An 18,799-nucleotide genomic window follows, 5' to 3' on the forward strand; every position below is an offset into this window, starting at 1 on the left:
GTACCCTTTCACCACGGAAATCAAAATATACACCAACCTGGCAAACCCCTGGTACTCACGGCACCAGCCATGGACCCCTCCCCCCCCCGTCAGGGGTGGTGCAGGGCTCCTTCCGCGTTCCCCGGTCCTGCACGGAGACCGCGTCCGGGTCACGTCCACTGGTGTCGGCGGGACGACGTCCGCGCCCGGCTCAGTCCTGCGCGGATACCGCGCCGAGCAGGCCGCGGATGTGGGTGGTGGCCTCCCGGAACTCGGGCCGCCCCATCGTCTCTGTGTAGTCGCGCTCCGAGGGCAGAGCCACGTCGATGATCTCGGTGATGGTGCCGGGCCTCGGACTCATCACCACCACCCGGTCCGCGAGGTAGCAGGCCTCGGAGATGGAGTGGGTGACCAGGAGCACGGTGGTGCCGGTCTCCCGCCAGATGCGGTTGAGTTCGGTGTTCATCTGCTCGCGGGTGAGCGCGTCGAGCGCACCGAACGGCTCGTCCATGAGCAGGACGGGCGGCTCGTGCAGCAGGGCGCGGCACAGGGCGACACGCTGCTGCATACCGCCGGACAGCTCGTGCGGCAGCGCGTCCTCGAAGCCGCTCAGGCCAGTCATCGCGATCAGTTCGTCGGCGCGCCGGCGCCCCAGCTCCGCCGGCATCTTCCGCATCTCCGCCTGCAGCAGGATGTTGCGGCGCGCCGAGCGCCACTCCAGCAGGGCGGCGCGCTGGAAGACGTAGCCGATGTCGCGGCGTGGACCCTGCACCCGCTCGCCGTTCAGCAGCACATCGCCCGTGGACGGCTTGAGCAGCCCCGCGACCAGCTTGAGCAGCGTCGACTTGCCGCATCCGGACGGGCCGACGATCGCGACGAACTGCCCCATGGGCACCTCGAGATCGACGTCCGTCAGCGCGGTCACGTCACGGTTCTTGGTACGGAAGCGGACCGCTACGTCCTTGATGCCGACCGCCGCTGTGCTGCCGGACCCGCCGCTTCGTCCGTCCTTTGTCACTGCCGGCTCCCGCACGGTGGTGTTCCTGGGCATCGTCATCCCTTCATCGCGGTGGCGCTGTCCCAGTACTCGGCCACGGCCTTGGGGCTGCCCACCAGTCCCGCCTCGGCGAAGACGTCGATGGTCTGCTGCCAGTCGGCCTCGGTGTTGACTCCCGGCGCCTTGCCCTGCGTCGACCGGGTGTGCAGGAGGGTGAGCGTCGTGGCGAACTGCTCGGACAGGACCTCCTTCGGCGGGAGCTGCTCACTCGCGCCCTCCATCGAGGCGACGGCCGGCTCCGGTGTCTTCTCCGCGGCGGCGAACGACTCGCTGACCGCCTTCGCCATGCGCTCGGCGAGGTCCTTCTTGCCGGTGAGGACCTGCTGGCCGGCGATGAGGCCGTTGGAGTAGAAGTTCAGCCCGTTCTCGGAGAAGCGCAGATACGAGACCGGCTTCTTGGCCTTGTTCTGCATGGTGGGGCCCTGGTCGCTGGCGTAACCGAGCAGTCCGTCGGTCTTGCCGGAGATCACGGCGGCGATCTTGCCGGCCGGGTCGGTGTTCTGGACCTTGACGTCGGACTCGGCGAGACCGTTCTTCTTCAGGAAGATCGGGAACGTCTTGGAGAGTGCGTCGCCGGCGGTGCCCGCGATGGTCCTGCCCTTGAGGTCGGCGGGGCTCTTGATGCCCTGCGACTCGAAGGACTGCACCGACGCGGGAGTGGTCTGGAGAAAGACGCCCAGACTCTTGACCTTGACGCCCGCGTCGACGCCGGACAGGACGGCGGGCGTGTCGGCCCAGCCGAAGTCGGTCTGTCCTGCACCGGTCGCCTGCACCGTCTTCTGGGAGCCCTGGCCGGCGCGGATCTCGATGTCGATGCCGTGCTTCTCGAAGATCTTCTGCTGCTTGCCGTAGTAGAACGGCGCGTGTTCGCCGTACGGGTACCAGTTGAGCGTCAGCGTCACCTTGTCCAGCTTCTTACCGGAGGAGCTGGTCGATGTGTCCGAGCCGTCCTCCCCGCAGGCCGTGGCGACCAGGAGCAGCGGTACGAGGCCGGTCAGAAGCAGTCTGCGCGCAGTCATGGCTGGTCCTTCTTGTCAGCTTGGGACATGTGGCCGGTCATCAGGTCAGTACGTGGTGGTGACGCCGGTCTCGCGGCGGCTGGCGTGCCACGGGAGCAGCAGCTTCTCGGCGATCTCGACGAGGACGAAGAGGACGACACCGATCAGGGACATCACCAGCAGACCGGCGAAGAGCATCGGGGTGTCGAGGTTGCCGTTGGCCTGGAGAATCACATAGCCGAGTCCCTCGTTGGCGCCGACGAACTCGCCGACGACCGCGCCCGTCACGGCGAGCGTCACCGCGACCTTGAGGCCGGAGAACAGATGTGGCAGCGAGGCGGGCATGCGGATCTTGACGAAGGTCTGCCAGGGGTTCGCGCCCATGGTCGAGGAGAGCTGGAGCATCTCCGGGTCGACCGCCTTGAGTCCCGTCACCATGGAGATGACGACGGGGAAGAAGGCGATCAGCACCGCGATGAGGACCTTCGGTGTGATGCCGAAGCCCAGCCACACGACGAACAGCGGGGCGATGGCGATCTTCGGCACGACCTGGGCGAACAGCAGGATCGGGTAGAGGGTCTTCTCAACGGTGGTCGAGTAGACCATCACCACGGCGGCGAACACCCCGACGACGACGGCGATCAGGAAGCCGAGGAGCGTCTCGTAGGTGGTCACCCATGTGTGCTGCCACATGTAGTCGGCCTTCCCGGTCAGCACGTCGAAGGTCGCTCCGGGCGAGGGGACGAGGTAGGGCTCGACCAGTTCGGCGGCGGCGATCACCCACCATGCGGCGAAGCACGCGAGCAACAGGGCGACGGGCCGCCAGCTCTGCTCCAGCAGCCGCGACGCCCGCTCCCCCGCGCTCGGGTTGTTCCGCCTGTCGACTCCCGCCACGTGCGCGGATGGTGCCTTGATGGCGCTCTGACTCACGGTCAACTCCTGGGTCTCCGGAGCGGTCGGGAAGAGCCGTCCGGATCGGCCGGGTTCATTGATCTCAGGCGAGAAAAGGCTTTCAGAAAGCGCTTTCTGATAGAGTGCCGCCAATGTAGTGACCGCCAGTCCGCACGGTCAATAGCTCGTCCCGAAGTTCGAGGGGGGCAAGTGAGTGAACGGGAACCACAGACTCATGTGACGCTGGACGCCGTCGCCCGCAGGGCAGGCGTGTCCCTCGCAACGGCGTCACGAGCCCTGAACGGCACCACCCGGGTCCGCGAGGACCTGCGCAGCCGGGTACGCGCGGCCGCCGATCAGCTGGGCTACATTCCCAACGCCCACGCCCAAGCACTCGCCAGTGCGTCGAACAACACCGTGGGCCTGATCTGCCACGACGTGGGCGACCCCTACTTCGCCGCGATCGCCGCCGGCGTCATGCGCGCCGCCGCGGAGAAGGACCTGTTGGTGATGCTGGCCAGCACCTTCCGTGAACCGGCCCGCGAGATCGCCTACGTGTCCACACTGCGCGCCCAGCGGGCCCGCGCCATCCTGCTGATCGGCTCCGGCTTTCAGGACCGGGACTGGGAGCGGGCGCTCGCCGCGGAACTGGACCCGTATGTGCGGGCGGGCGGACGTGTCGCGGTCGTCAGTCGGCACCGCAGCCTGCGGGTCGACGCCGTACTGCCGGAGAACCGGGGCGGCGCCTCGGCCCTGGCCAGGACACTGCTCGACCTGGGGCACCGGGAGTTCGCGGTGCTCACCGGGCCGCCCTCGCTGACAACGGTCTCCGACCGGCTCGCCGGCTTCCGGGACGAGCTGGCACGGGCCGGTGTCGCGCTGCCGCCCGAGCGGATCGCGCACGGGCCCTTCACCCGCGAAGGCGGGTACACGGCGGCACGGGCGCTGCTCACCCGCGGCGCACGGCCCACCTGCGTGTTCGCGGTGACCGACGTGATGGCGGTCGGCGCGCTCGCCGCCTTCCGGGAGCAGGGCGTACGCGTGCCGGAGGACATCTCACTGGCCGGCTTCGACGACATACCCCTCGTGAGGGAACTCTCCCCGCCGCTCACGACGGTGGCCCTGCCGCTCACCGCCATGGGGCAGGAGGTGATGGCACTCGCCCTGCGCGAGCCGCGCGGGCCCCGGTCACGGGTGCTGAGGGTGGGCGGTGAGGTCGTCCTGCGCGCCAGCGTCGCTCCCCCACCGCCACGGCCGACCAGGGCCGACGGGGGCGCGCACTGACCCTGGATCCACCGATCGGTGACGGGCCGTGGGAGGGCCTGACGCAGAGAGGTGCACCCGCTGAGCTGGGATGACCGGAGTACCGGACGGTTCCACCGGACCCGGCAGGCAACTTCGTCGGCAGGGCCGAGGAACGCGAAGGTCTGCCTCGGCGGGGTGGGCAACGGCGCCGGGTCGGGCCGGACGCGAAGGTGATGTCGCTGGCCGCCGCCATGCTCGCCGGGGCGGACAGCGGGCATGGGCCTGTTCGGCAGCTTCTGGGCCGTGATCCTGCCCGCCTCCTCCACCGCCTTCGGCATCTTCCTCGCCCGCCAGTTCATGCTGGGCATCCCCGACGAGGTCCTTGAGGCCGCCCGCATGGACGGCGCCGGCCAGATACGCACCTTCGTGACCGTGGTGCTGCCGTTGTGCAAGCCGCTCGTCGCCGTGCTGTCGCTGCTGCCGTTCCTGTACCAGTGGAACGACTTCGCCTGGCCGCTGACCGTCCTCAAGGACTCGCGGCTCTACACGCTCTCCGTCGGCATGCAGTTCGTGAACGGCGAGTACACCGCCAACTACGGCGCGATCATGGCGCTCGCGCTGCTGTCCGTCCTGCCCATGGTCGTCATCTTCCTGTGATTCCAGAAGTACTTCGTCCAGGGTTTCGCACGATCGGGAATCAAGTAATGACCTCTGCCGGCACCCCCGTCCACTCCCCGCCCCCGTCCACTACCTCAGCACCCTGTCCTTCTCCGACGCCTGGCTCGACCGCCTGCGGGAGCGCGTTCCGGGACTGGAGATCACCCAGATCACGGCGGAGAAGGCCGCCGACGTCCCCGACGAGGTGTGGCGGCGCACCCGCGTCCTGCACACCGGCGGGGTCTTCCCCGGCCCCGGCCAGGCACCGGCGCTGGAGTGGATCCAGCTCGACACCTCCGGCGCCGACCACCTCAAGGGCACGCCCGCGTGGGAGCTGCCGGTCCCCATCACCTCCATCGGCGGCATCTCGCCGGTGCCGATGGCCGAGTACGTGATGATGATGGTCCTCGGTCTCGCGCACCGCCTGCCGCGTGCGGTGGCCGTCCAGCGGTCCGGCGTCTGGCCGTCGCTGAGCGAGCGGTGGAACACCCTGATGCCGCGTTCCCTGCGGGGCGCCACCCTCGGAAGAGGTACCGGTACCCGGCATCCACGAGGGCGCGGTCGGCGACGCTCCGCCCGGTCCAGTGGGTGCCGGCCAGCCATGCGGTGCAGGCGGCGTCGCCACCGGTGGCCGCGTCGATCAGCCGCTTGGGTTCGACCACCTCGCGGCGCACGTCCTCCTCGGTCACGACGCGTTCGGCCAGTTCGTGGGAGGCGGTGTGCGGGGTGACCACGTGTCCCCTGCGGTGCAGGTCCGCCACCTCGTCCCAGGTCATGGCGATGCGTTCACCGCGCGGGTTCTCGTCGACCAGCTTGATCCGGTGGTCCAGGGCGAAGTCGTACTACCGGTCGGCGGGGGCGTCCATGAAAGCGGTGCAGACGAAGAACCAGCCGGTGACGCCCGCCTCCTCGCACGCGGCGGCGGCCACGTCGTAGTTGTCGCGGTACCCCTCGTAGATCGCGACGAGGAGGGCGGGCCGGTCCTGCTCCCACTCACCGGTGCGCATGAAGCGGTCCAGGTCGTCGGGGGTGACGATGGCGTAGTCCCGGGCGAGCGCGGTCAGCTCGGCGACCCCGACCCCGCCGCGATCGGCTACGACGCCACCCTCTCCGACCTGCGCGCGGGCCGCTTCCGAGCGCGGCCGGCGTGCCCCCCGAAGAGGTGTGCGGGCCGCGCTCGCCGCCGAGGAGGCGGTCGTACGCGACGGCCTGGAGGGTCTCGATGAGCGCGGCCTCGTCGTCGGCGCCGCCGGGGTGCAGCTCCCGGTGGCAGGTCTCGAAGAGGTCGGCGAGGCGGGCGTCCGCGCTGCTCGTCACCGGCGCGGCGGCCTGCCGGGCGCCGAGCAGGGAGACCACCATCGGCACCCCCTTGCGCCGCGCGACGAGCTGCCGGGAGGCCTCCAGGGCGTCGTGGGCCCGCGTGGCGCCGGGGCTGGGATCAGGCATGGGCGTTCTCCTGTGCGTGCGGTGCGTCGGTCAGTCCACTCTGGTACGCACCGCACACACAGGCAATATCGCGCAGAAGTTGCGCGCTATTGCTCGCTTTTCCCGGCCGGGGCGCCGGTGTCCGCTCACACCTCGACGGGCGCGTCCTCCGGGAGGCTGTCCATGAAGGAGCTGACCGAGAAGACCGCGTTGCCGGCGCCGGGCGGGCCGTAGCCGGGGGGCGAGGAGAGGCCGAACTCCTCCATCGTCTGCCGGTAGGCCTGGAGCAGCCGGATGTGGTACTCCAGCGGCGCGCCCTGCGGGTTGGCCTTGCCGAGCGGGGTGGTGGGCTCGGGGCACCAGGTGGTGAAGCGGGGCGTGATGCCCTTCGACATGAAGAAGCGCAGGCCCTCGGTGGTGGAGGCGATGGCCTCGTCGACCGTCTTGAAGCCGAAGGGCTCGGCCATCTCCACGCCCGCCACGAAGTTCGGGATGACGTTGCGCGCGCCGAAGACGTCCGCGGAGTCGAGGATGCGCTTGTGCCACTCGTCGCGGCCGACGTAGCGCTCCTTGCCCGGGCAGTACATCTTGAACAGGTACTCGTCCCACACCTCGTAGTTGGGGTGGTAGATCTGGACGCCGTAGTCCTTGAAGCGCTGGACGTCGTCCTTGGGCAGGGCCTGTGCGACGACCTTGCCGATCCAGCGGCCGGGGAAGTGCTCCTCGATGGCCTTGGCGTAGCGCCCGTAGAAGTCCGCCTCGTCCAGGCCCTGGACCTTCGACGTGATCGCGCCGCCGGTGAGCGTGTAGGCGGTGGACGTCTTGGCCGTGTCGTACGTGTTGATGATGTCGAGCGCTTCGAGGACCTCGTCGACGTCCTTCACGCCCGTGTAGGGGCGGCCCGCCGCCTTGTGCTGGCGCCAGTTGTGGTTGATGTCGCAGTACTGGCACTCCTCCTTGGCGCCGAAGTACTGGCAGACCCGGAACGCGGTCAAGTAGATCAGGTAGCCCCACTGGATGGTCGGGGCCACCTCCATGACCGACTTCCCGTTGGCGAGCTTGTGGCGGTAGTACTCCGGCATCGGCGGCACGCCCACGTCGGAGATGCGCTTGCCGTCGAGGTACAGGCCGAGCTGGCCGTGCTCGTCGGAGGCGACGCGGTACGGCGAGGACGGGTTCACGCGCACCGAGACCACGGTGCGGCGCAGGTCGTAGGGGCCGCCGGTGAGGATGATCTCCTCGGGCGGGCGGCGCAGCGCGGCCTCGCCCAGCTCCGGCAGGGTGCCGTGGTCGAAGGAGAAGATGAAGTACGACTTCGGCTTGACGTCGCCGGACTCGTTGTCGCTCAGCGCGGAGGGGTCGAAGGCCACCCCGCCGCGGAGCAGGTCCTCCTTGAAGACGGCTTCCCGCGGTACGTGCGGAAAGCGCTCCATAAGATCCTCGACCAGCGCGGTACGGCTGCCCATCCGTGTCTCCTCCCGGCTCAGGCGTTCGACTTCTCACGGTATGCCCCCGCGCGTGCGGCTTCCCGCCCGGGGCCCCTTCCAGGCGCGCCGGGTAGGTTTCCGCGGTATGAGCGACGTCACTGTGACCAACTGGGCCGGCAACATCACCTACACGGCCAAGGAGCTGCTGCGGCCGCGCTCGCCGGCCGCGCTGCGGGCCCTGGTGGCGGACAGTGCGCGGCTGCGGGTGCTGGGCAGCGGGCACTCCTTCAACGAGATCGCCGAGCCCGGGGACGGGGGTGTCCTGCTCTCGCTGGCCGACCTGCCGTCCGAGGTGGACGTCGACACCGCGGCCCGCACGGTGCGGGTGGGCGGCGGCGTCCGGTACGCGGAGCTGGCCCGGCGGGTGCACGCGCGGGGCCTCGCGCTGGCGAACATGGCGTCGCTGCCGCACATCTCGGTGGCCGGTTCGGTGGCGACCGGCACGCACGGCTCCGGGGTGGGCAACGGCTCGCTGGCGTCGGTGGTGCGCGAGGTGGAACTGATCACGGCGGACGGCTCGAAGCTGGTCCTCGCACGGGGCGACGAGCGCTACGACGGCGCGGTGACCTCCCTCGGCGCGCTCGGTGTCGTCACCGCCCTCACCCTCGACCTGGAGCCGGCGTACGAGGTCGAGCAGCACGTCTTCACCGAACTGCCGCTGGCCGGTCTCGACACGGCGACGTTCGAGACGGTGATGGCGTCGGCCTACAGCGTGAGCCTGTTCACCGACTGGCGGGCGCCCGGCTTCCGGCAGGTGTGGCTGAAGCGACGCACCGACCAGCCCCTGCCGGAGTTCCCGTACGCGGCGCCGGCCGTGGACAAGATGCACCCGGTGCCGGGCATGCCCGCGGTGAACTGCACGGAGCAGTTCGGGGTGCCCGGGCCCTGGCACGAGCGGCTGCCGCACTTCCGGGCCGACTTCGTGCCCAGCAGCGGGGCCGAGCTCCAGTCGGAGTACCTGATGCCGCGCGAGCACGCCCTGGACGCCCTGCACGCGATGGACGCGATCCGGGACGTCCTCGCGCCGGTCCTCCAGACCTGCGAGATACGCACGGTGGCCGCCGACGCGCAGTGGCTGAGCCCGTCTTACGGGCGGGACACCGTGGCAGCACACTTCACCTGGGTCGAGGACACGACGGCGGTGCTGCCGGTCGTACGCCGCCTGGAGCAGGCCCTGACCCAGTTCGCGGCCCGCCCGCACTGGGGCAAGGTCTTCACGACCCCTGCGAACGAACTCCGGACGCTCTACCCACGGCTGGACGACTTCTGGTCCCTGTCCGGGACGCTGGACCCGGCGGGCAAGTTCACCAACGCGTTCGTACGCGGGGTGCTGGGCGGGTGACCGGGGGGACGTCGGGGCCAGGCGGGCTCGTTCAGCGCGAGATGGATCGGTCACCCGAGGCCCCACGCAGCCCGCAGTCGGGCCATGCGGTCGAGATCGAGCCGCACGCCGAACTCGACCAGGTGTCCCGCTTCCGAGAATCCGAAACCCGCATCTGGATCGCCGACAGCCCGTGACACGCGCTCTTGTCCGAAGCGAACACGCAGCCCATCCGAGTACAGCTGGACGCCACCCACCGAGCCGTCCTGGGCGGACTCGGCGTATGACAGTGCTGGAATACCGGACTCCAGGACGCGGGGCACGAACAGCGGGGTGTCGCTGTGCTCGGGGCGGCCCGTGTCGACCAGTACAAGCTCCACCACCGCTCCGCTGTCGCGGTCCGTCTTGACCTCGACCAAGGACGCACCTGCATCGAGGACAACGGCCTGCGGCGTCTGCCGAAGTCGCGCGTAACCCGGCCACTGAATGGTCAGAGGGACGTACTCGTCGATCTCAACGGTGTGTCGTCCGTGTGGCCGAATGCCATGGATCGTGAACATTGGGTTCTCCGTCATGTTTTCGGCACACTCTTGTGGCGGGCGACGGTGAGCCTGACCGATTCGTCGGGGTCCGCTGCCAGCATGTTCAGGAGGTCGGGTGTCAGCTTCCGCTTGCTCGCCACCATGGCCCGCACCCTTGGGTCCGGGTCGCCGGCGAGTACCTGGAGGATCTCCAAGGAAATCGTCTTGTTCTGCGCGACCCAGAAACGAGCTTCCGGGTGCCGTTCGATGACCTCCCGCCACACATCGGGGACTGCGGACTCAGTACTCGCCCTGCCGTATTCCTCGGGGACATCGCTGAAGCGCAGCCTGATGAATTCCTCGGCCGACTCGATCACTTTCCGACTCCGCTCAACTTTCTGGTCAACGGCACGTCCAGAAATGCCCTAGGCCCGCCCCGCCCGGCGGATCGGGGTGAACAACGCGGTCGTCGCGAGGAGGACGCAGCAGGTGCCCGCCGCCAGGGCGACCGGTGTGGTGCCGCGTTCCTCCGCCGCCCAGGTGAGGACGGCGGCGCCGATGGGGGCCACCGAGTACTGGAGGGTCCAGAAGGCGGAGGTGACGCGGCCGAGCAGGTGCTCCGGGGTCACCTCCTGGCGCAGGGACATCGAGCAGGTGCCCGCCATGCCGACGCAGGCCAGGAAGGCGGCGCTCAGCAGGGCGACCGCGGGTACCTCGCTCACCCAGCCGAGACCGGCGAAGGCCAGCCCGCACACCGCGACCGCTCCGGTCCAGGTCGGGCCGAAGCCGAGCATGCGCCGCGCGCGGGCCACCAGCAGCGCGCCGGTGATGGTGCCGAGCGCGCCGACCGCCATGACGGTGCCGACCGTGCCGTCGTCGCGGCCCAGGTCGTGCTTGAGGTGGTAGATGACCAGGTCGTTCAGGCCGAGGGTGAGGAAGCTGAACCCGCACAGCAGCACGGTGAGCGAGCGCAGCACCGGATGCCGGCGGAGGAAGGCGATGCCGGTGCGCAGGTCCTGCCAGAGGCCCGGCCGCCTGCCGGTGGCCGGGGTGTCGTCGGCGGGGCGGGACCGGAAGCGGACGAAGACGACGCAGGCGGCCGAGACGCCGAAGCTGGCCGCGTCGACGCCGATGGCGGTGGCCGGTCCCGACCAGCCGGCCACCACTCCGGCGCACAGCGGGCCCAGCACGCCGGCCGCGGCGGCGGTGGCGTTGAGGCGTCCGTTGGCCTCGGTGAGCTGTTTCGTGCCGACCAGGCTGCGTACGACGGTGACATAGCCGACGGCGAACAGCATGCCGACGGCCTCGCACAGCGGCAGGACGACGTACAGGAGCCAGATCTGGGGGCCGAAGAGCCAGACGACGGGGACCAGTCCGTACATGACCATCCGGACGAGGTCGCAGCCGATGAGCAGCTTGCGGCGGTCGACGCGGTCGACCACGGCCCCGGCGAACACGGCCGCGAGGACCGCGGCGGCGCCGCCCACGGCCGTGAGCAGGCCCATCCGGGCGATCGAGCCGGTGGCTTCCAGGACCAGCAGGGGCAGGGCGATCAGCGCGAAGGAGTCGCCGAGGACGGAGAGGGTCTGCGCGGCCCAGAAGACCCCGAAGTCCCGTTGCCGCCACAGGGGCCGGGTGTCCTTCGCGGGGCGTCCGGCGGCTCGGTCGGCGTCGCGTGCCTCGTGGGTCATCCCGTCGTCGCCGTCAGCCGTCGCATACCGGTCGTCTCCCCCTGCTCGCCCTCCACGGTCGGCGACACCCTACGGAGCGAGGGGTGGTCGGCGCAGCAGGGTTTTCGGGACGGCTGGCCTAGCATGACGCCCGGGAGGCCTCCGGGGTCTCCGGGGTCTCCAGGAGTCCCGAGAGTCAGGAAGGTGGCGCATGCCCCGAGCGGGTCTCACGACCGGCCGTGTCGTCGCGGCCGCCGCCGACCTCGCCGACGCGAGCGGCTTCGAGAACGTCACCGTCTCCGCCCTCGCCCGGCACTTCGGGGTGAAGGACGCGAGCCTGTACACCCACGTCAAGAACCTCCAGGACCTGCGTGTGCGGGTCGCGTTGCTGGCCGGCGGCGAGCTGATCGACGAGATCACGGCGGCGGTGGCCGGCCGGGCCGGAAAGGAGGCGCTGGCCGCCTTCGCGGGCGCCTACCGCGCCTACGCCCTGCGGCACCCCGGCCGTTACGCCGCGACGCAGATCCGCGTGGACCAGTCCCTGGTCGCCGACTCCCCCGCCGTGCGCCGCACCGCCGAGATCACCCACGGCATGCTCCGCGCCTACGGCCTCACCGAACCCGACCTCACCGATGCCGTGCGACTGCTGCGCAGCACCTTCCACGGGTTCTGCGCCCTGGAGGCCGCCGGCGGCTTCGGCGCCCCGCGTGCCGTCCAGGCGTCCTGGGACCGGGCGGTGGACGCGCTGCACGTCGCGCTGGAGAACTGGCCCCGCGCGGACTAGCCGCCGCTCAGCGCGACCACCTCCTCGTACGCCGGTGACGTGCCCCGCGGCGGCCGGCCCGCGGCGATGTCGGCCGCCGTCTCCAGGGCTGCGCCCAGGGCCCTCCGGTAGAGCAGTGAGCCGAGGCTCACGCGGGCCACGCCGAGGTCGGTGAGGTGCGGGGCCGTGGTTGCGGTGTGCGTGTCGCTCATGTGCCCGACGTTATGGGCCGGTTGCTTCGGTGGGCGCCGAAGTGTTCGCGGGCGGCGGGCGGGTATCCGGACGGACACGTGACGTCACCCCCCGATCCGGCCGACCGAGAGGTGGACATGAACAGACGCGAGCGAGGCGACGGGGCCCTGGGGCAGGACTGGCGGGACAGGCTGTCGGTGATCGGCCTGGTCGCACTGGGCGTGGGCGTGGTGATCCGGCTGATCGCGAACGGGCTCGACTCCTGGCCGTATGCGGTCGTCGGTGGCGCCCTGATGAGTGTCTGGGTCGTGTTCCTGGTACGCCGCCGCAGGCGCCAGGACGCCCGGGACACCGGTGCCGAGCCCGAGGACGTGCCCGCCATGGAGCGGCGGATCCTCAAGGGCGGCCGGCCGCCCGAGGACCCGGAGCAGCGCCGGGAGATGGCCGCGCTGGTCGACTCCCGTCAGCGGCGGCTGCGTCGCAACCGCTGGTGGGCGTTTCCCCTGCTGGCCCTCATCTTCTTCGGTACGTCTGCCCTTTGGTTCGTCTCCGGTTCGGTGACCGCCGGGAGCCTGGCCCTCGCGCTCGCCGTGGCGGCGATGGGCTGGCTGGTCTGGTTCAATCTGCGCTTCGACCGGCGCCTGACGCAGATGCGGCACCGGCTGCGGACCTGATCCGGCGCGTCAGGTGGCCAGCCCGTGGCGGTAGGCGAACACGACGGCCTGGACGCGGTCGCGCAGGTCCAGTTTGGTGAGGATGCGGGAGACGAAGGTCTTGACCGTCTCGGGGCTGATCACCAGGGCCGCGGCGATCTCGCTGTTGGAGAGGCCGTCCGCGATGAGACACAGCACCTCCGTCTCGCGGGGCGTGAGGGGAAGGTTCTCGGCGGGGCCGCCGGCGGGCCGGATGCGGGCGGCGTAACGGCCGACGAGGCGGCGCGTCACGTCGGGGTCGAGGAGCGCCGCGCCCATCGCCACGGTCCGGATGCCGTGCAGCAGGCGGTCCGGCGGCGCGTCCTTGAGCAGGAACCCGCTCGCGCCCGCGCGCAGCGCCTCGTAGACGTATTCGTCGAGGTTGAACGTCGTGACCACGAGGACCTTGACGGGGTGCTCCACCCCCGCGCCCGCCAGCCGCCGGGTGGCCTCGATGCCGTCCATCACCGGCATCCGTACGTCCATCACGACCACGTCCGGCCGTACTTCGGCGGCCAGTTCGACCGCGGCCTGCCCGTCACCGCACTCGCCCGCCACCTCCAGGTCGGGCTGGGCGTCGACGATCGTCGCCAGGCCGGCGCGGATCATCACCTGGTCGTCGCAGATCAGGACGCGGAGCGGTGCGCTCATGACGGGTTCCCCGCGGGGATCCGGGCCTTGACGACGAAGCCTCCACCCTCCGGGCGGTCCGCGCTGAAGTCGCCGCCGAGGACGTCGACCCGTTCCCGCAGTCCGGCCAGGCCGCGCCCGCTGCCGCCAGGTGACGCGGCGCCCGAGCCGGTGCCGTCCGTGCCGACCCGCACTGTGATCTCCCTTTCGCCGTGGTGGACCAGGACCGAGGTCCGGCCGCCGTGGTCGTACTTGAGCGCGTTCGTCAGGGCCTCCTGCACGACACGGTAGGCCACGAGGTCGGCGCTGCCGGTCGAGGTCGCCGGTGTGCCCTCCTCGGTGAACTCCACCGGCTGCCCGGCCCGGCGGGTCTGTTCCACGAGCGTGAGCACCCGGCCGACGGGCGGTGTCCTGGGCTGGGCGTTCCGGTCGGTGCCGTGGTCCGGGTTGAGCAGGTCGAGCAGGTGGCGCAGGTCGGTGATGGCCCGGCGGCCGGTGTCACTGACGGCGGCGAGCGTCTGGTCGAGCCGGTCGGGTGCGGCGGTCAGGTACCGGGCCGCCTCGGACTGGACGACCATCGCCGTGACGTGGTGGGTGACGACGTCGTGGAGTTCGCGGGCGATGCGGGTGCGCTCGGCGTTGCGGGCGTCCTCGGCGACCCGCCCCCGCCGTTCGGCCTCCGCGGCCCGGGCGGAGCGCATCCAGGTGCCGATGCCCCACGCGAGGCCCAGCGCCAGGTAGAACGTGACGAACTCGGCGACCGGCTCGCCCGGTCCGCGCCGGTACAGCTCGACCGAGAGCGCGACGAACGCCATGGAGGCGACGGCCAGGGTCGCGCGCCGGTACCGCTCCAGATACGAACCGGCGCTCAGCAGCGCGATGGGCAGCGCGGTACCGGCGAACAGGTGGTAGCCGCGGATCTGGTCCAGGGCGAAGCCGATCGACACCAGGGCGAGGCAGACGTGCGGCCACCGCCGGCGCACGGCGAGCGGGAGGCACTGGAGGACGGCCGCGACACCGGCGAGTACGTCGGCGGAGCGGGTGGGCAGACCGCCGACCTCCGTACCGTTGCCACGCAGCGCCGGCAGCAGGGACGCGACCAGGAGGAGCACTCCGAACGGCAGGTCCCGGACGGTGACGTCGAGCCGTCGCCACAGCACCGGTATCTCCGGTATCTCCGGCATCCCTCGGCGAGCGATCATCGGGGCAGTGTAACGGTGGAGTTGACACGCGCCGCACGGCGAGCCCCGGGCGCCACGATGGTGCCGCGCCGGTGGGCCAGCCACAGGAACACGAGGGTCAGCAGCGCTCCGAAGCCCACCGCGTAGACGCTGCCCTCGGGCCCGAACTCGCCGCCGGTGATCAGCTTCGGGCCGTCCGTGGCGGCGTCCAGCAGCCCCTGGTTGGAGCCGTTGCCGGAGACCTCGGTACTGAAGACGCCGGCCGCGGCGAAGTTCCAGCCGAAGTGCACGCCGATCGTCAGCCACAGGCTGCGGGTGGCGGCGTAGGCGGCGGCGAGCATGAAGCCGGCCTCGATGGAGATGGCGAGGGCGCCCCACACGGTCGCGTGCTCGTTGAGCAGGTGCGAGAGGCCGAACACGACGCCGCTCAGGGCCAGCGCGACGTATGTGCCGACGTGTTCCTCGATGATCCGGAACAGGACGCCGCGGTACACGACTTCCTCCATCGCGGCGGCGGCCGCCATGAAGCCGACCAGGCCGAGGGCGCCCTCCACCGAGCCCAGGCCGTCGACCTCGTAGTACCCGGAGGAGAAGAGGTTCACGATGACGGCGCCGAACATCCCGGCGCCGATCAGCGTCCCCCAGCCGGCCTTGACCGCGGCGCCCTCCCGGGCCACGTCGAGGGCCTGCCGGCGCTCGGTCCGCCGGACCACCCACGCGTACACGAGCACCGCGAGCGCGGCCGCCGTGAGGCCGACGACGAGCATCAGCCAGTCGTTCTCCTTCAATAGCTCGCACGGGGGACAAGCCCCGGGGCCCGCGCCCCGACAGCACCTACCCTCACCTCATGACCAGCGACTTCGCCGCCGCCCTCGCCACCGGCCGCTCGCTCGTGCTCGACGGCGGGATGTCGAACCAACTCGGTGCCGCCGGGCACGACCTGAGCGACGAACTGTGGTCGGCACGGCTGCTCGCCGAGGCGCCCGGAGCGATCACCGAGGCGCACCTCGCGTACTTCGAGGCGGGCGCCGACGTGGCGATCACGTCCAGCTACCAGGCCACCTTCGAGGGCTTCGCGCGGCGCGGCCTCGGCCGTGAGCGATCGGCCGAACTGCTGGCGCTCAGCGTCGATTTGGCCCGGGAGGCCGCGCGCCGGGCGCGCGCGGACCGGCCGCTGTGGGTCGCGGCCTCCGCCGGTCCGTACGGCGCGATGCTCGCGGACGGCTCGGAGTACCGCGGCCGGTACGGACTCACCCTGGACGATCTGGAGCGCTTCCACCGGCCCCGGCTCGAGGTACTGGCCGCCGCCCGGCCCGACGTCCTCGCACTGGAGACGGTCCCCGACACGGACGAAGCTTCGGCGCTGCTGCGGGCGGTGCGCGGTCTTGGCGTCCCCGCCTGGCTGTCGTACACGGTCGCGGGCGGCCGCACCCGCGCCGGGCAGCCGCTGGAGGAGGCGTTCGCCCTGGCCGCCGACGCGGACGACGTGATCGCGGTCGGCGTCAACTGCTGCGCCCCCGAGGACGTGCCGGGCGCCGTCGAGACCGCCGCCCGCGCCACCGGCAAACCGGTCGTCGCCTACCCCAACAGCGGGGAGACCTGGGACGCGCGGGCCCGGTCCTGGCGGGGGCGCTCCTCCCTCGACCCCGAGCGGGTACGGGCCTGGCGGGCGTCCGGTGCCCGGCTGATCGGCGGCTGCTGCCGGGTGGGCCCTGACACGATCACGTCGATCGCGTCGGCGCTGGCACGGGCGTCACGGGCGTGAGGAGACGCGCCGGGTTCACTCCGCCGACCTGGGGTTTTTGCGCTGGTTGGCATGGAAGCGCGCCTTCTTCTGACGATTCCCGCACGTGTTCATGTCACACCATTTACGGGTGCGACTCTGACTGGTGTCGAAGAAGGCGGCTTGGCAGGTGGGTGATGCGCACAGGGCCAGTTTTCCGTCTCGTTCGCCTGCGATGACGCTGATCGCGTCAGCGGCGATCACGCTGAGGGCGTCTTCCACGCGGGAAGCCGAGCCGAGCCGCCATCGCCGCTCGCCCTCGGGCGTCAGGATCGCCGCGGCCCGGCCCTGAGCGCTGCGGTCATTGATGACTTGGACAGCGAACGCGGGGAGAGCGTCCTGGACCGCGGCCGCCGTCGCGGCGGCGTGAATCGACTCCCTCAGTTCCCGGGCGAGATCGAGCTGAGCAGCGGTGCAGGAGTCCACGGCGAGGTCGTACACCGCCAGCCAGTCGACGAGTCGGTGCGGCGTGGGAATGCGCTCCACAGCGTCGCCATGTCGCTCCGACAGAGTGCCCGTGAAGCTGGTCGCCAGCACCTTGCCGAGGCGGAAGTCAGGGAACGACGCAGTACGCATGGAACCACCTTAGCCGGTTGCGGCACGGCTCGGCGGACTGCTAGAACCGTCTTAGCCGGTTCCACGATGGCCAGGAGGTCTCATGCCCCGCCCGACCAGCGACGTGCAAGCATGTGAAGCCCACGCAACCGACGCCGACCTCGACGATCTGCGCGCACGACTGGCCTCAGCGCGGCTGCCGGAGGCCGAGACGGTCCATCGCGCCGCGCCCGGCCCTCGCCGATGGGAACAGGGCGTTCCGCTCGCCGACCTCGTCGATGTCGTGAACTACTGGCGCACCGGGTACAAGTGGCGGTCGTTCGAAGAGCGCCTCAACCGCATCGGCCAGTTCCGCACGGCCATTGACGGCCTGGGAATCCACTTCCTGCACCGCCGGTCCGCGCGCGCGGATGCCACTCCTCTGATCATGACGCACGGGTGGCCCGGCAGCATCGCCGAGTTCATCGACGTGATGGACGACCTGGCGGATCCGAAAGATGCGGACGCGCCGGCCTTCCACGTCGTGGCCCCGTCGCTGCCAGGCTTTGGTTACAGCGACAAACCGGCCACGACCGGGTGGGGAACCGAAAAGATCGCGGCCGCGTGGGTGGAACTGATGGGAAGGCTCGGCTACCCCGAGTTCGCAGCCCACGGCGGCGACTGGGGAGGCAATATCACCACGGTTCTCGGCGGGAGGTTCCCGGCGCACGTGCTCGGCATCCACAGTACGTTCGCGCAGGCGCCGCCCGGGTTGACCACGGACGGGCTGACGGCGGTCGAGCGCAGGTGGACCGAGGAGACCCGCGATTTCTGGCGCCACCGCGCGGCGTACGCGAAGCAGCAGGCGACGCGACCGCAGACCATCGGGTACTCGCTCGTCGACTCACCGGTCGGGCTTCTCGCCTGGATCCTGGACAAGTTCGCCGAGTGGTCGGACACGGAAGACAGCCCGTTCGAGAGGATCTCCATCGACCGCGTTCTTGACAACGTCACCCTGTACTGGCTGACGCGGACCGGCGCGTCGGCGGCCCGCATCTACTACGAGAGCCACAACTCGCTGGACCCCGAACTCCGGGTCGACGTCCCGTCAGCGATCAGCATGTATCCCCGCGACATCGAGAAGTGCCCACGCCCCTGGGCACAGGAGCGGTACCGACAGATCGTCCGATGGGGTTCACCCGAAACCGGGGGGCACTTCCCGTCGCTGGAGGTTCCCGAGTATTTCGTCAAAGATCTGCAAGAGGGCCTCGCGGCAGTACTGACCACCAATCGGTGAACGCGGGGCACACCCGGGAGGGGCCCGCGTGCGCTCCCCGCGTGCGTGTCACGGCAGCGGCGTACGGACCCTCGCTTGTGCGCAACTGCGGTGTCATGATGGTGAGTTATGGCTGAGGGGGATGGAGTGGTGACGCGCGGTATCCGGATCCGGCTGGACGGGACCGAGAGGGCGACTGACATCGCCGCCCTGCACAAATGGCTGGAACGGGAGAAACCGCTCGCCGACCTGGCCCGGATCGACCAGCTCCGCATCGACGAACACAGCCGGACCGACGAGGCCGGCACCCCGATGGGCACCGGCATGGACCTTGTCGTGGCGGTGATCGGGGGCGCCGCGGGCGCGACGTTCCAGGGCGTGGTGGACCAGGTCAGACGATCCGTGGAGGCCTGGCGGGCCAACCGCCGTGAGGTGGAGGACGGCGATCCGCCCCAGGCGCACGTCGAGCCGGTGCGACCCGACGACAGGTAGGCGGC

The 18,799-nt window shown here is 70.6% G+C and carries 21 protein-coding genes and 3 pseudogenes; 8 read left to right on the forward strand and 16 right to left on the reverse strand.

Annotation, left to right across the window (positions count from 1 at the left end; all coding sequences use genetic code 11):
* Positions 1 to 190: 190 nt before the first annotated feature.
* Genes ACFWR9_RS34560 through ACFWR9_RS34570 form a run of 3 tightly spaced genes read right to left on the reverse strand, consistent with a single transcriptional unit; the run spans position 191 to position 2,964 of the window.
* Complete coding sequence (locus tag ACFWR9_RS34560; RefSeq protein WP_383849311.1) at positions 191 to 1,036, reverse strand: ABC transporter ATP-binding protein; 846 nt, start codon at positions 1,034 to 1,036, stop codon at positions 191 to 193.
* On the reverse strand, positions 1,033 to 2,055 hold the full coding sequence (locus tag ACFWR9_RS34565; protein ID WP_383849313.1) for an ABC transporter substrate-binding protein: 1,023 nt from the start codon (positions 2,053 to 2,055) through the stop codon (positions 1,033 to 1,035). Before ACFWR9_RS34565 ends, ACFWR9_RS34560 begins: the two co-directional genes overlap by 4 nt.
* A 45-nt stretch (positions 2,056 to 2,100) precedes the next feature.
* Positions 2,101 to 2,964 carry an ABC transporter permease gene (locus ACFWR9_RS34570; protein ID WP_383849314.1) on the reverse strand — a complete coding sequence of 288 codons (864 nt, stop codon included), beginning with the start codon at positions 2,962 to 2,964 and terminating at the stop codon, positions 2,101 to 2,103.
* 198 nt (positions 2,965 to 3,162) lie between these two features.
* Between ACFWR9_RS34570 and ACFWR9_RS34575 the strand changes: the two genes are divergently transcribed.
* Together ACFWR9_RS34575 and ACFWR9_RS34580 are read left to right on the forward strand one after the other, a co-directional pair.
* Complete coding sequence (locus tag ACFWR9_RS34575; RefSeq protein WP_383849409.1) at positions 3,163 to 4,209, forward strand: LacI family DNA-binding transcriptional regulator; 1,047 nt, start codon at positions 3,163 to 3,165, stop codon at positions 4,207 to 4,209.
* A gap of 237 nt (positions 4,210 to 4,446) precedes the next feature.
* Positions 4,447 to 4,827, forward strand: coding sequence for a carbohydrate ABC transporter permease (locus tag ACFWR9_RS34580; RefSeq protein ID WP_383849317.1), 381 nt, complete (start codon positions 4,447 to 4,449; stop codon positions 4,825 to 4,827).
* Between the two features lie 90 nt (positions 4,828 to 4,917).
* Here the strand turns inward: ACFWR9_RS34580 and ACFWR9_RS34585 are convergent, their stop codons facing one another.
* From ACFWR9_RS34585 to ACFWR9_RS34605, 5 genes and pseudogenes are all read right to left on the reverse strand, one after another.
* Positions 4,918 to 5,346: a hypothetical protein gene (locus tag ACFWR9_RS34585; RefSeq protein ID WP_383849319.1), complete on the reverse strand. Its 429-nt coding sequence runs from the start codon at positions 5,344 to 5,346 to the stop codon at positions 4,918 to 4,920.
* Between the two features lie 80 nt (positions 5,347 to 5,426).
* Positions 5,427 to 5,657 (reverse strand): annotated as a pseudogene (locus ACFWR9_RS34590) (polysaccharide deacetylase family protein); the annotation flags it as partial.
* Between the two features lie 12 nt (positions 5,658 to 5,669).
* A complete protein-coding gene (locus tag ACFWR9_RS34595) occupies positions 5,670 to 5,834 on the reverse strand; it encodes a hypothetical protein (protein ID WP_383849322.1) in 165 nt (54 codons plus the stop codon).
* Entirely contained in the window at positions 5,821 to 6,273 is a 453-nt protein-coding gene (locus ACFWR9_RS34600; protein WP_383849325.1) for a hypothetical protein, read from the reverse strand. The genes ACFWR9_RS34595 and ACFWR9_RS34600 overlap by 14 nt, the downstream gene beginning before the upstream one ends.
* A 125-nt stretch (positions 6,274 to 6,398) precedes the next feature.
* On the reverse strand, positions 6,399 to 7,718 hold the full coding sequence (locus tag ACFWR9_RS34605) for a radical SAM protein (protein ID WP_383849328.1): 1,320 nt from the start codon (positions 7,716 to 7,718) through the stop codon (positions 6,399 to 6,401).
* A gap of 106 nt (positions 7,719 to 7,824) precedes the next feature.
* On the opposite strand from ACFWR9_RS34605, the gene ACFWR9_RS34610 reads away from it, so the two are divergent.
* Positions 7,825 to 9,081 carry an FAD-binding protein gene (locus ACFWR9_RS34610; protein WP_383849332.1) on the forward strand — a complete coding sequence of 419 codons (1,257 nt, stop codon included), beginning with the start codon at positions 7,825 to 7,827 and terminating at the stop codon, positions 9,079 to 9,081.
* A 50-nt stretch (positions 9,082 to 9,131) separates the two neighbouring features.
* On the opposite strand, the gene ACFWR9_RS34615 is transcribed toward ACFWR9_RS34610, so the two are convergent.
* Genes ACFWR9_RS34615 through ACFWR9_RS34625 form a run of 3 tightly spaced genes read right to left on the reverse strand, consistent with a single transcriptional unit; the run spans position 9,132 to position 11,272 of the window.
* Positions 9,132 to 9,620 carry a hypothetical protein gene (locus tag ACFWR9_RS34615; RefSeq protein WP_383849335.1) on the reverse strand — a complete coding sequence of 163 codons (489 nt, stop codon included), beginning with the start codon at positions 9,618 to 9,620 and terminating at the stop codon, positions 9,132 to 9,134.
* Positions 9,621 to 9,631: 11 nt separating this feature from the next.
* A complete protein-coding gene (locus ACFWR9_RS34620) occupies positions 9,632 to 9,958 on the reverse strand; it encodes a hypothetical protein (protein ID WP_383849338.1) in 327 nt (108 codons plus the stop codon).
* Between the two features lie 48 nt (positions 9,959 to 10,006).
* On the reverse strand, positions 10,007 to 11,272 hold the full coding sequence (locus ACFWR9_RS34625) for an MFS transporter (protein WP_383849341.1): 1,266 nt from the start codon (positions 11,270 to 11,272) through the stop codon (positions 10,007 to 10,009).
* 190 nt (positions 11,273 to 11,462) lie between these two features.
* Here ACFWR9_RS34625 and ACFWR9_RS34630 point away from each other — a divergent pair, with 190 nt between their 5' ends.
* Entirely contained in the window at positions 11,463 to 12,035 is a 573-nt protein-coding gene (locus tag ACFWR9_RS34630; protein ID WP_383849344.1) for a TetR-like C-terminal domain-containing protein, read from the forward strand.
* Here the strand turns inward: ACFWR9_RS34630 and ACFWR9_RS34635 are convergent.
* Positions 12,032 to 12,193, reverse strand: a pseudogene (locus tag ACFWR9_RS34635) (isocitrate lyase/phosphoenolpyruvate mutase family protein); the annotation flags it as partial. The gene ACFWR9_RS34630 and the pseudogene ACFWR9_RS34635 sit on opposite strands and share 4 nt — an antisense overlap.
* Before the next feature lie 150 nt (positions 12,194 to 12,343).
* Here ACFWR9_RS34635 and ACFWR9_RS34640 point away from each other — a divergent pair.
* Positions 12,344 to 12,880 (forward strand): hypothetical protein, encoded by a 537-nt coding sequence (locus ACFWR9_RS34640; RefSeq protein WP_383849346.1) that lies wholly within the window; start codon positions 12,344 to 12,346, stop codon positions 12,878 to 12,880.
* Positions 12,881 to 12,889: 9 nt separating this feature from the next.
* Here the strand turns inward: ACFWR9_RS34640 and ACFWR9_RS34645 are convergent, their stop codons facing one another.
* The 3 genes and pseudogenes from ACFWR9_RS34645 to ACFWR9_RS34655 all read right to left on the reverse strand — a co-directional run.
* Positions 12,890 to 13,549, reverse strand: coding sequence for a response regulator (locus ACFWR9_RS34645; RefSeq protein WP_383849349.1), 660 nt, complete (start codon positions 13,547 to 13,549; stop codon positions 12,890 to 12,892).
* On the reverse strand, positions 13,546 to 14,730 hold the full coding sequence (locus ACFWR9_RS34650; RefSeq protein WP_383849352.1) for a sensor histidine kinase: 1,185 nt from the start codon (positions 14,728 to 14,730) through the stop codon (positions 13,546 to 13,548). Before ACFWR9_RS34650 ends, ACFWR9_RS34645 begins: the two co-directional genes overlap by 4 nt.
* Positions 14,727 to 15,497: pseudogene (locus ACFWR9_RS34655) on the reverse strand (CPBP family intramembrane glutamic endopeptidase); the annotation flags it as partial. The gene ACFWR9_RS34650 and the pseudogene ACFWR9_RS34655, both read right to left, overlap by 4 nt.
* Before the next feature lie 59 nt (positions 15,498 to 15,556).
* Here ACFWR9_RS34655 and mmuM point away from each other — a divergent pair.
* Positions 15,557 to 16,474 (forward strand): homocysteine S-methyltransferase, encoded by a 918-nt coding sequence (mmuM, locus tag ACFWR9_RS34660; RefSeq protein WP_383849355.1) that lies wholly within the window; start codon positions 15,557 to 15,559, stop codon positions 16,472 to 16,474.
* Between the two features lie 15 nt (positions 16,475 to 16,489).
* Here mmuM and ACFWR9_RS34665 read toward each other — a convergent pair whose 3' ends face one another.
* A complete protein-coding gene (locus ACFWR9_RS34665) occupies positions 16,490 to 17,068 on the reverse strand; it encodes a CGNR zinc finger domain-containing protein (RefSeq protein WP_383849358.1) in 579 nt (192 codons plus the stop codon).
* An 82-nt stretch (positions 17,069 to 17,150) separates the two neighbouring features.
* Here ACFWR9_RS34665 and ACFWR9_RS34670 point away from each other — a divergent pair, with 82 nt between their 5' ends.
* Together ACFWR9_RS34670 and ACFWR9_RS34675 are read left to right on the forward strand one after the other, a co-directional pair.
* Positions 17,151 to 18,323 carry an epoxide hydrolase family protein gene (locus ACFWR9_RS34670; protein ID WP_383849361.1) on the forward strand — a complete coding sequence of 391 codons (1,173 nt, stop codon included), beginning with the start codon at positions 17,151 to 17,153 and terminating at the stop codon, positions 18,321 to 18,323.
* A gap of 108 nt (positions 18,324 to 18,431) precedes the next feature.
* Entirely contained in the window at positions 18,432 to 18,794 is a 363-nt protein-coding gene (locus tag ACFWR9_RS34675) for a hypothetical protein (protein WP_383849364.1), read from the forward strand.
* Positions 18,795 to 18,799 lie beyond the last annotated feature (5 nt).

Source organism: Streptomyces sp. NPDC058534, from assembly GCF_042717365.1.
Lineage (GTDB): Bacteria > Actinomycetota > Actinomycetes > Streptomycetales > Streptomycetaceae > Streptomyces.

Coding starts and splice junctions, on each gene's coding strand:
- ACFWR9_RS34560 (WP_383849311.1), bottom strand. CDS start 1,036: ATGACGATGCCCAGGAACACCACCGTGCGGGAGCCGGCAGTGACAAAG.
- ACFWR9_RS34565 (WP_383849313.1), bottom strand. CDS start 2,055: ATGACTGCGCGCAGACTGCTTCTGACCGGCCTCGTACCGCTGCTCCTG.
- ACFWR9_RS34580 (WP_383849317.1), top strand. CDS start 4,447: ATGGGCCTGTTCGGCAGCTTCTGGGCCGTGATCCTGCCCGCCTCCTCC.
- ACFWR9_RS34595 (WP_383849322.1), bottom strand. CDS start 5,834: ATGCGCACCGGTGAGTGGGAGCAGGACCGGCCCGCCCTCCTCGTCGCG.
- ACFWR9_RS34600 (WP_383849325.1), bottom strand. CDS start 6,273: ATGCCTGATCCCAGCCCCGGCGCCACGCGGGCCCACGACGCCCTGGAG.
- ACFWR9_RS34605 (WP_383849328.1), bottom strand. CDS start 7,718: ATGGGCAGCCGTACCGCGCTGGTCGAGGATCTTATGGAGCGCTTTCCG.
- ACFWR9_RS34610 (WP_383849332.1), top strand. CDS start 7,825: ATGAGCGACGTCACTGTGACCAACTGGGCCGGCAACATCACCTACACG.
- ACFWR9_RS34615 (WP_383849335.1), bottom strand. CDS start 9,620: ATGTTCACGATCCATGGCATTCGGCCACACGGACGACACACCGTTGAG.
- ACFWR9_RS34625 (WP_383849341.1), bottom strand. CDS start 11,272: ATGACCCACGAGGCACGCGACGCCGACCGAGCCGCCGGACGCCCCGCG.
- ACFWR9_RS34630 (WP_383849344.1), top strand. CDS start 11,463: ATGCCCCGAGCGGGTCTCACGACCGGCCGTGTCGTCGCGGCCGCCGCC.
- ACFWR9_RS34640 (WP_383849346.1), top strand. CDS start 12,344: ATGAACAGACGCGAGCGAGGCGACGGGGCCCTGGGGCAGGACTGGCGG.
- ACFWR9_RS34645 (WP_383849349.1), bottom strand. CDS start 13,549: ATGAGCGCACCGCTCCGCGTCCTGATCTGCGACGACCAGGTGATGATC.
- ACFWR9_RS34650 (WP_383849352.1), bottom strand. CDS start 14,730: ATGATCGCTCGCCGAGGGATGCCGGAGATACCGGAGATACCGGTGCTG.
- mmuM (WP_383849355.1), top strand. CDS start 15,557: ATGACCAGCGACTTCGCCGCCGCCCTCGCCACCGGCCGCTCGCTCGTG.
- ACFWR9_RS34665 (WP_383849358.1), bottom strand. CDS start 17,068: ATGCGTACTGCGTCGTTCCCTGACTTCCGCCTCGGCAAGGTGCTGGCG.
- ACFWR9_RS34670 (WP_383849361.1), top strand. CDS start 17,151: ATGCCCCGCCCGACCAGCGACGTGCAAGCATGTGAAGCCCACGCAACC.
- ACFWR9_RS34675 (WP_383849364.1), top strand. CDS start 18,432: ATGGCTGAGGGGGATGGAGTGGTGACGCGCGGTATCCGGATCCGGCTG.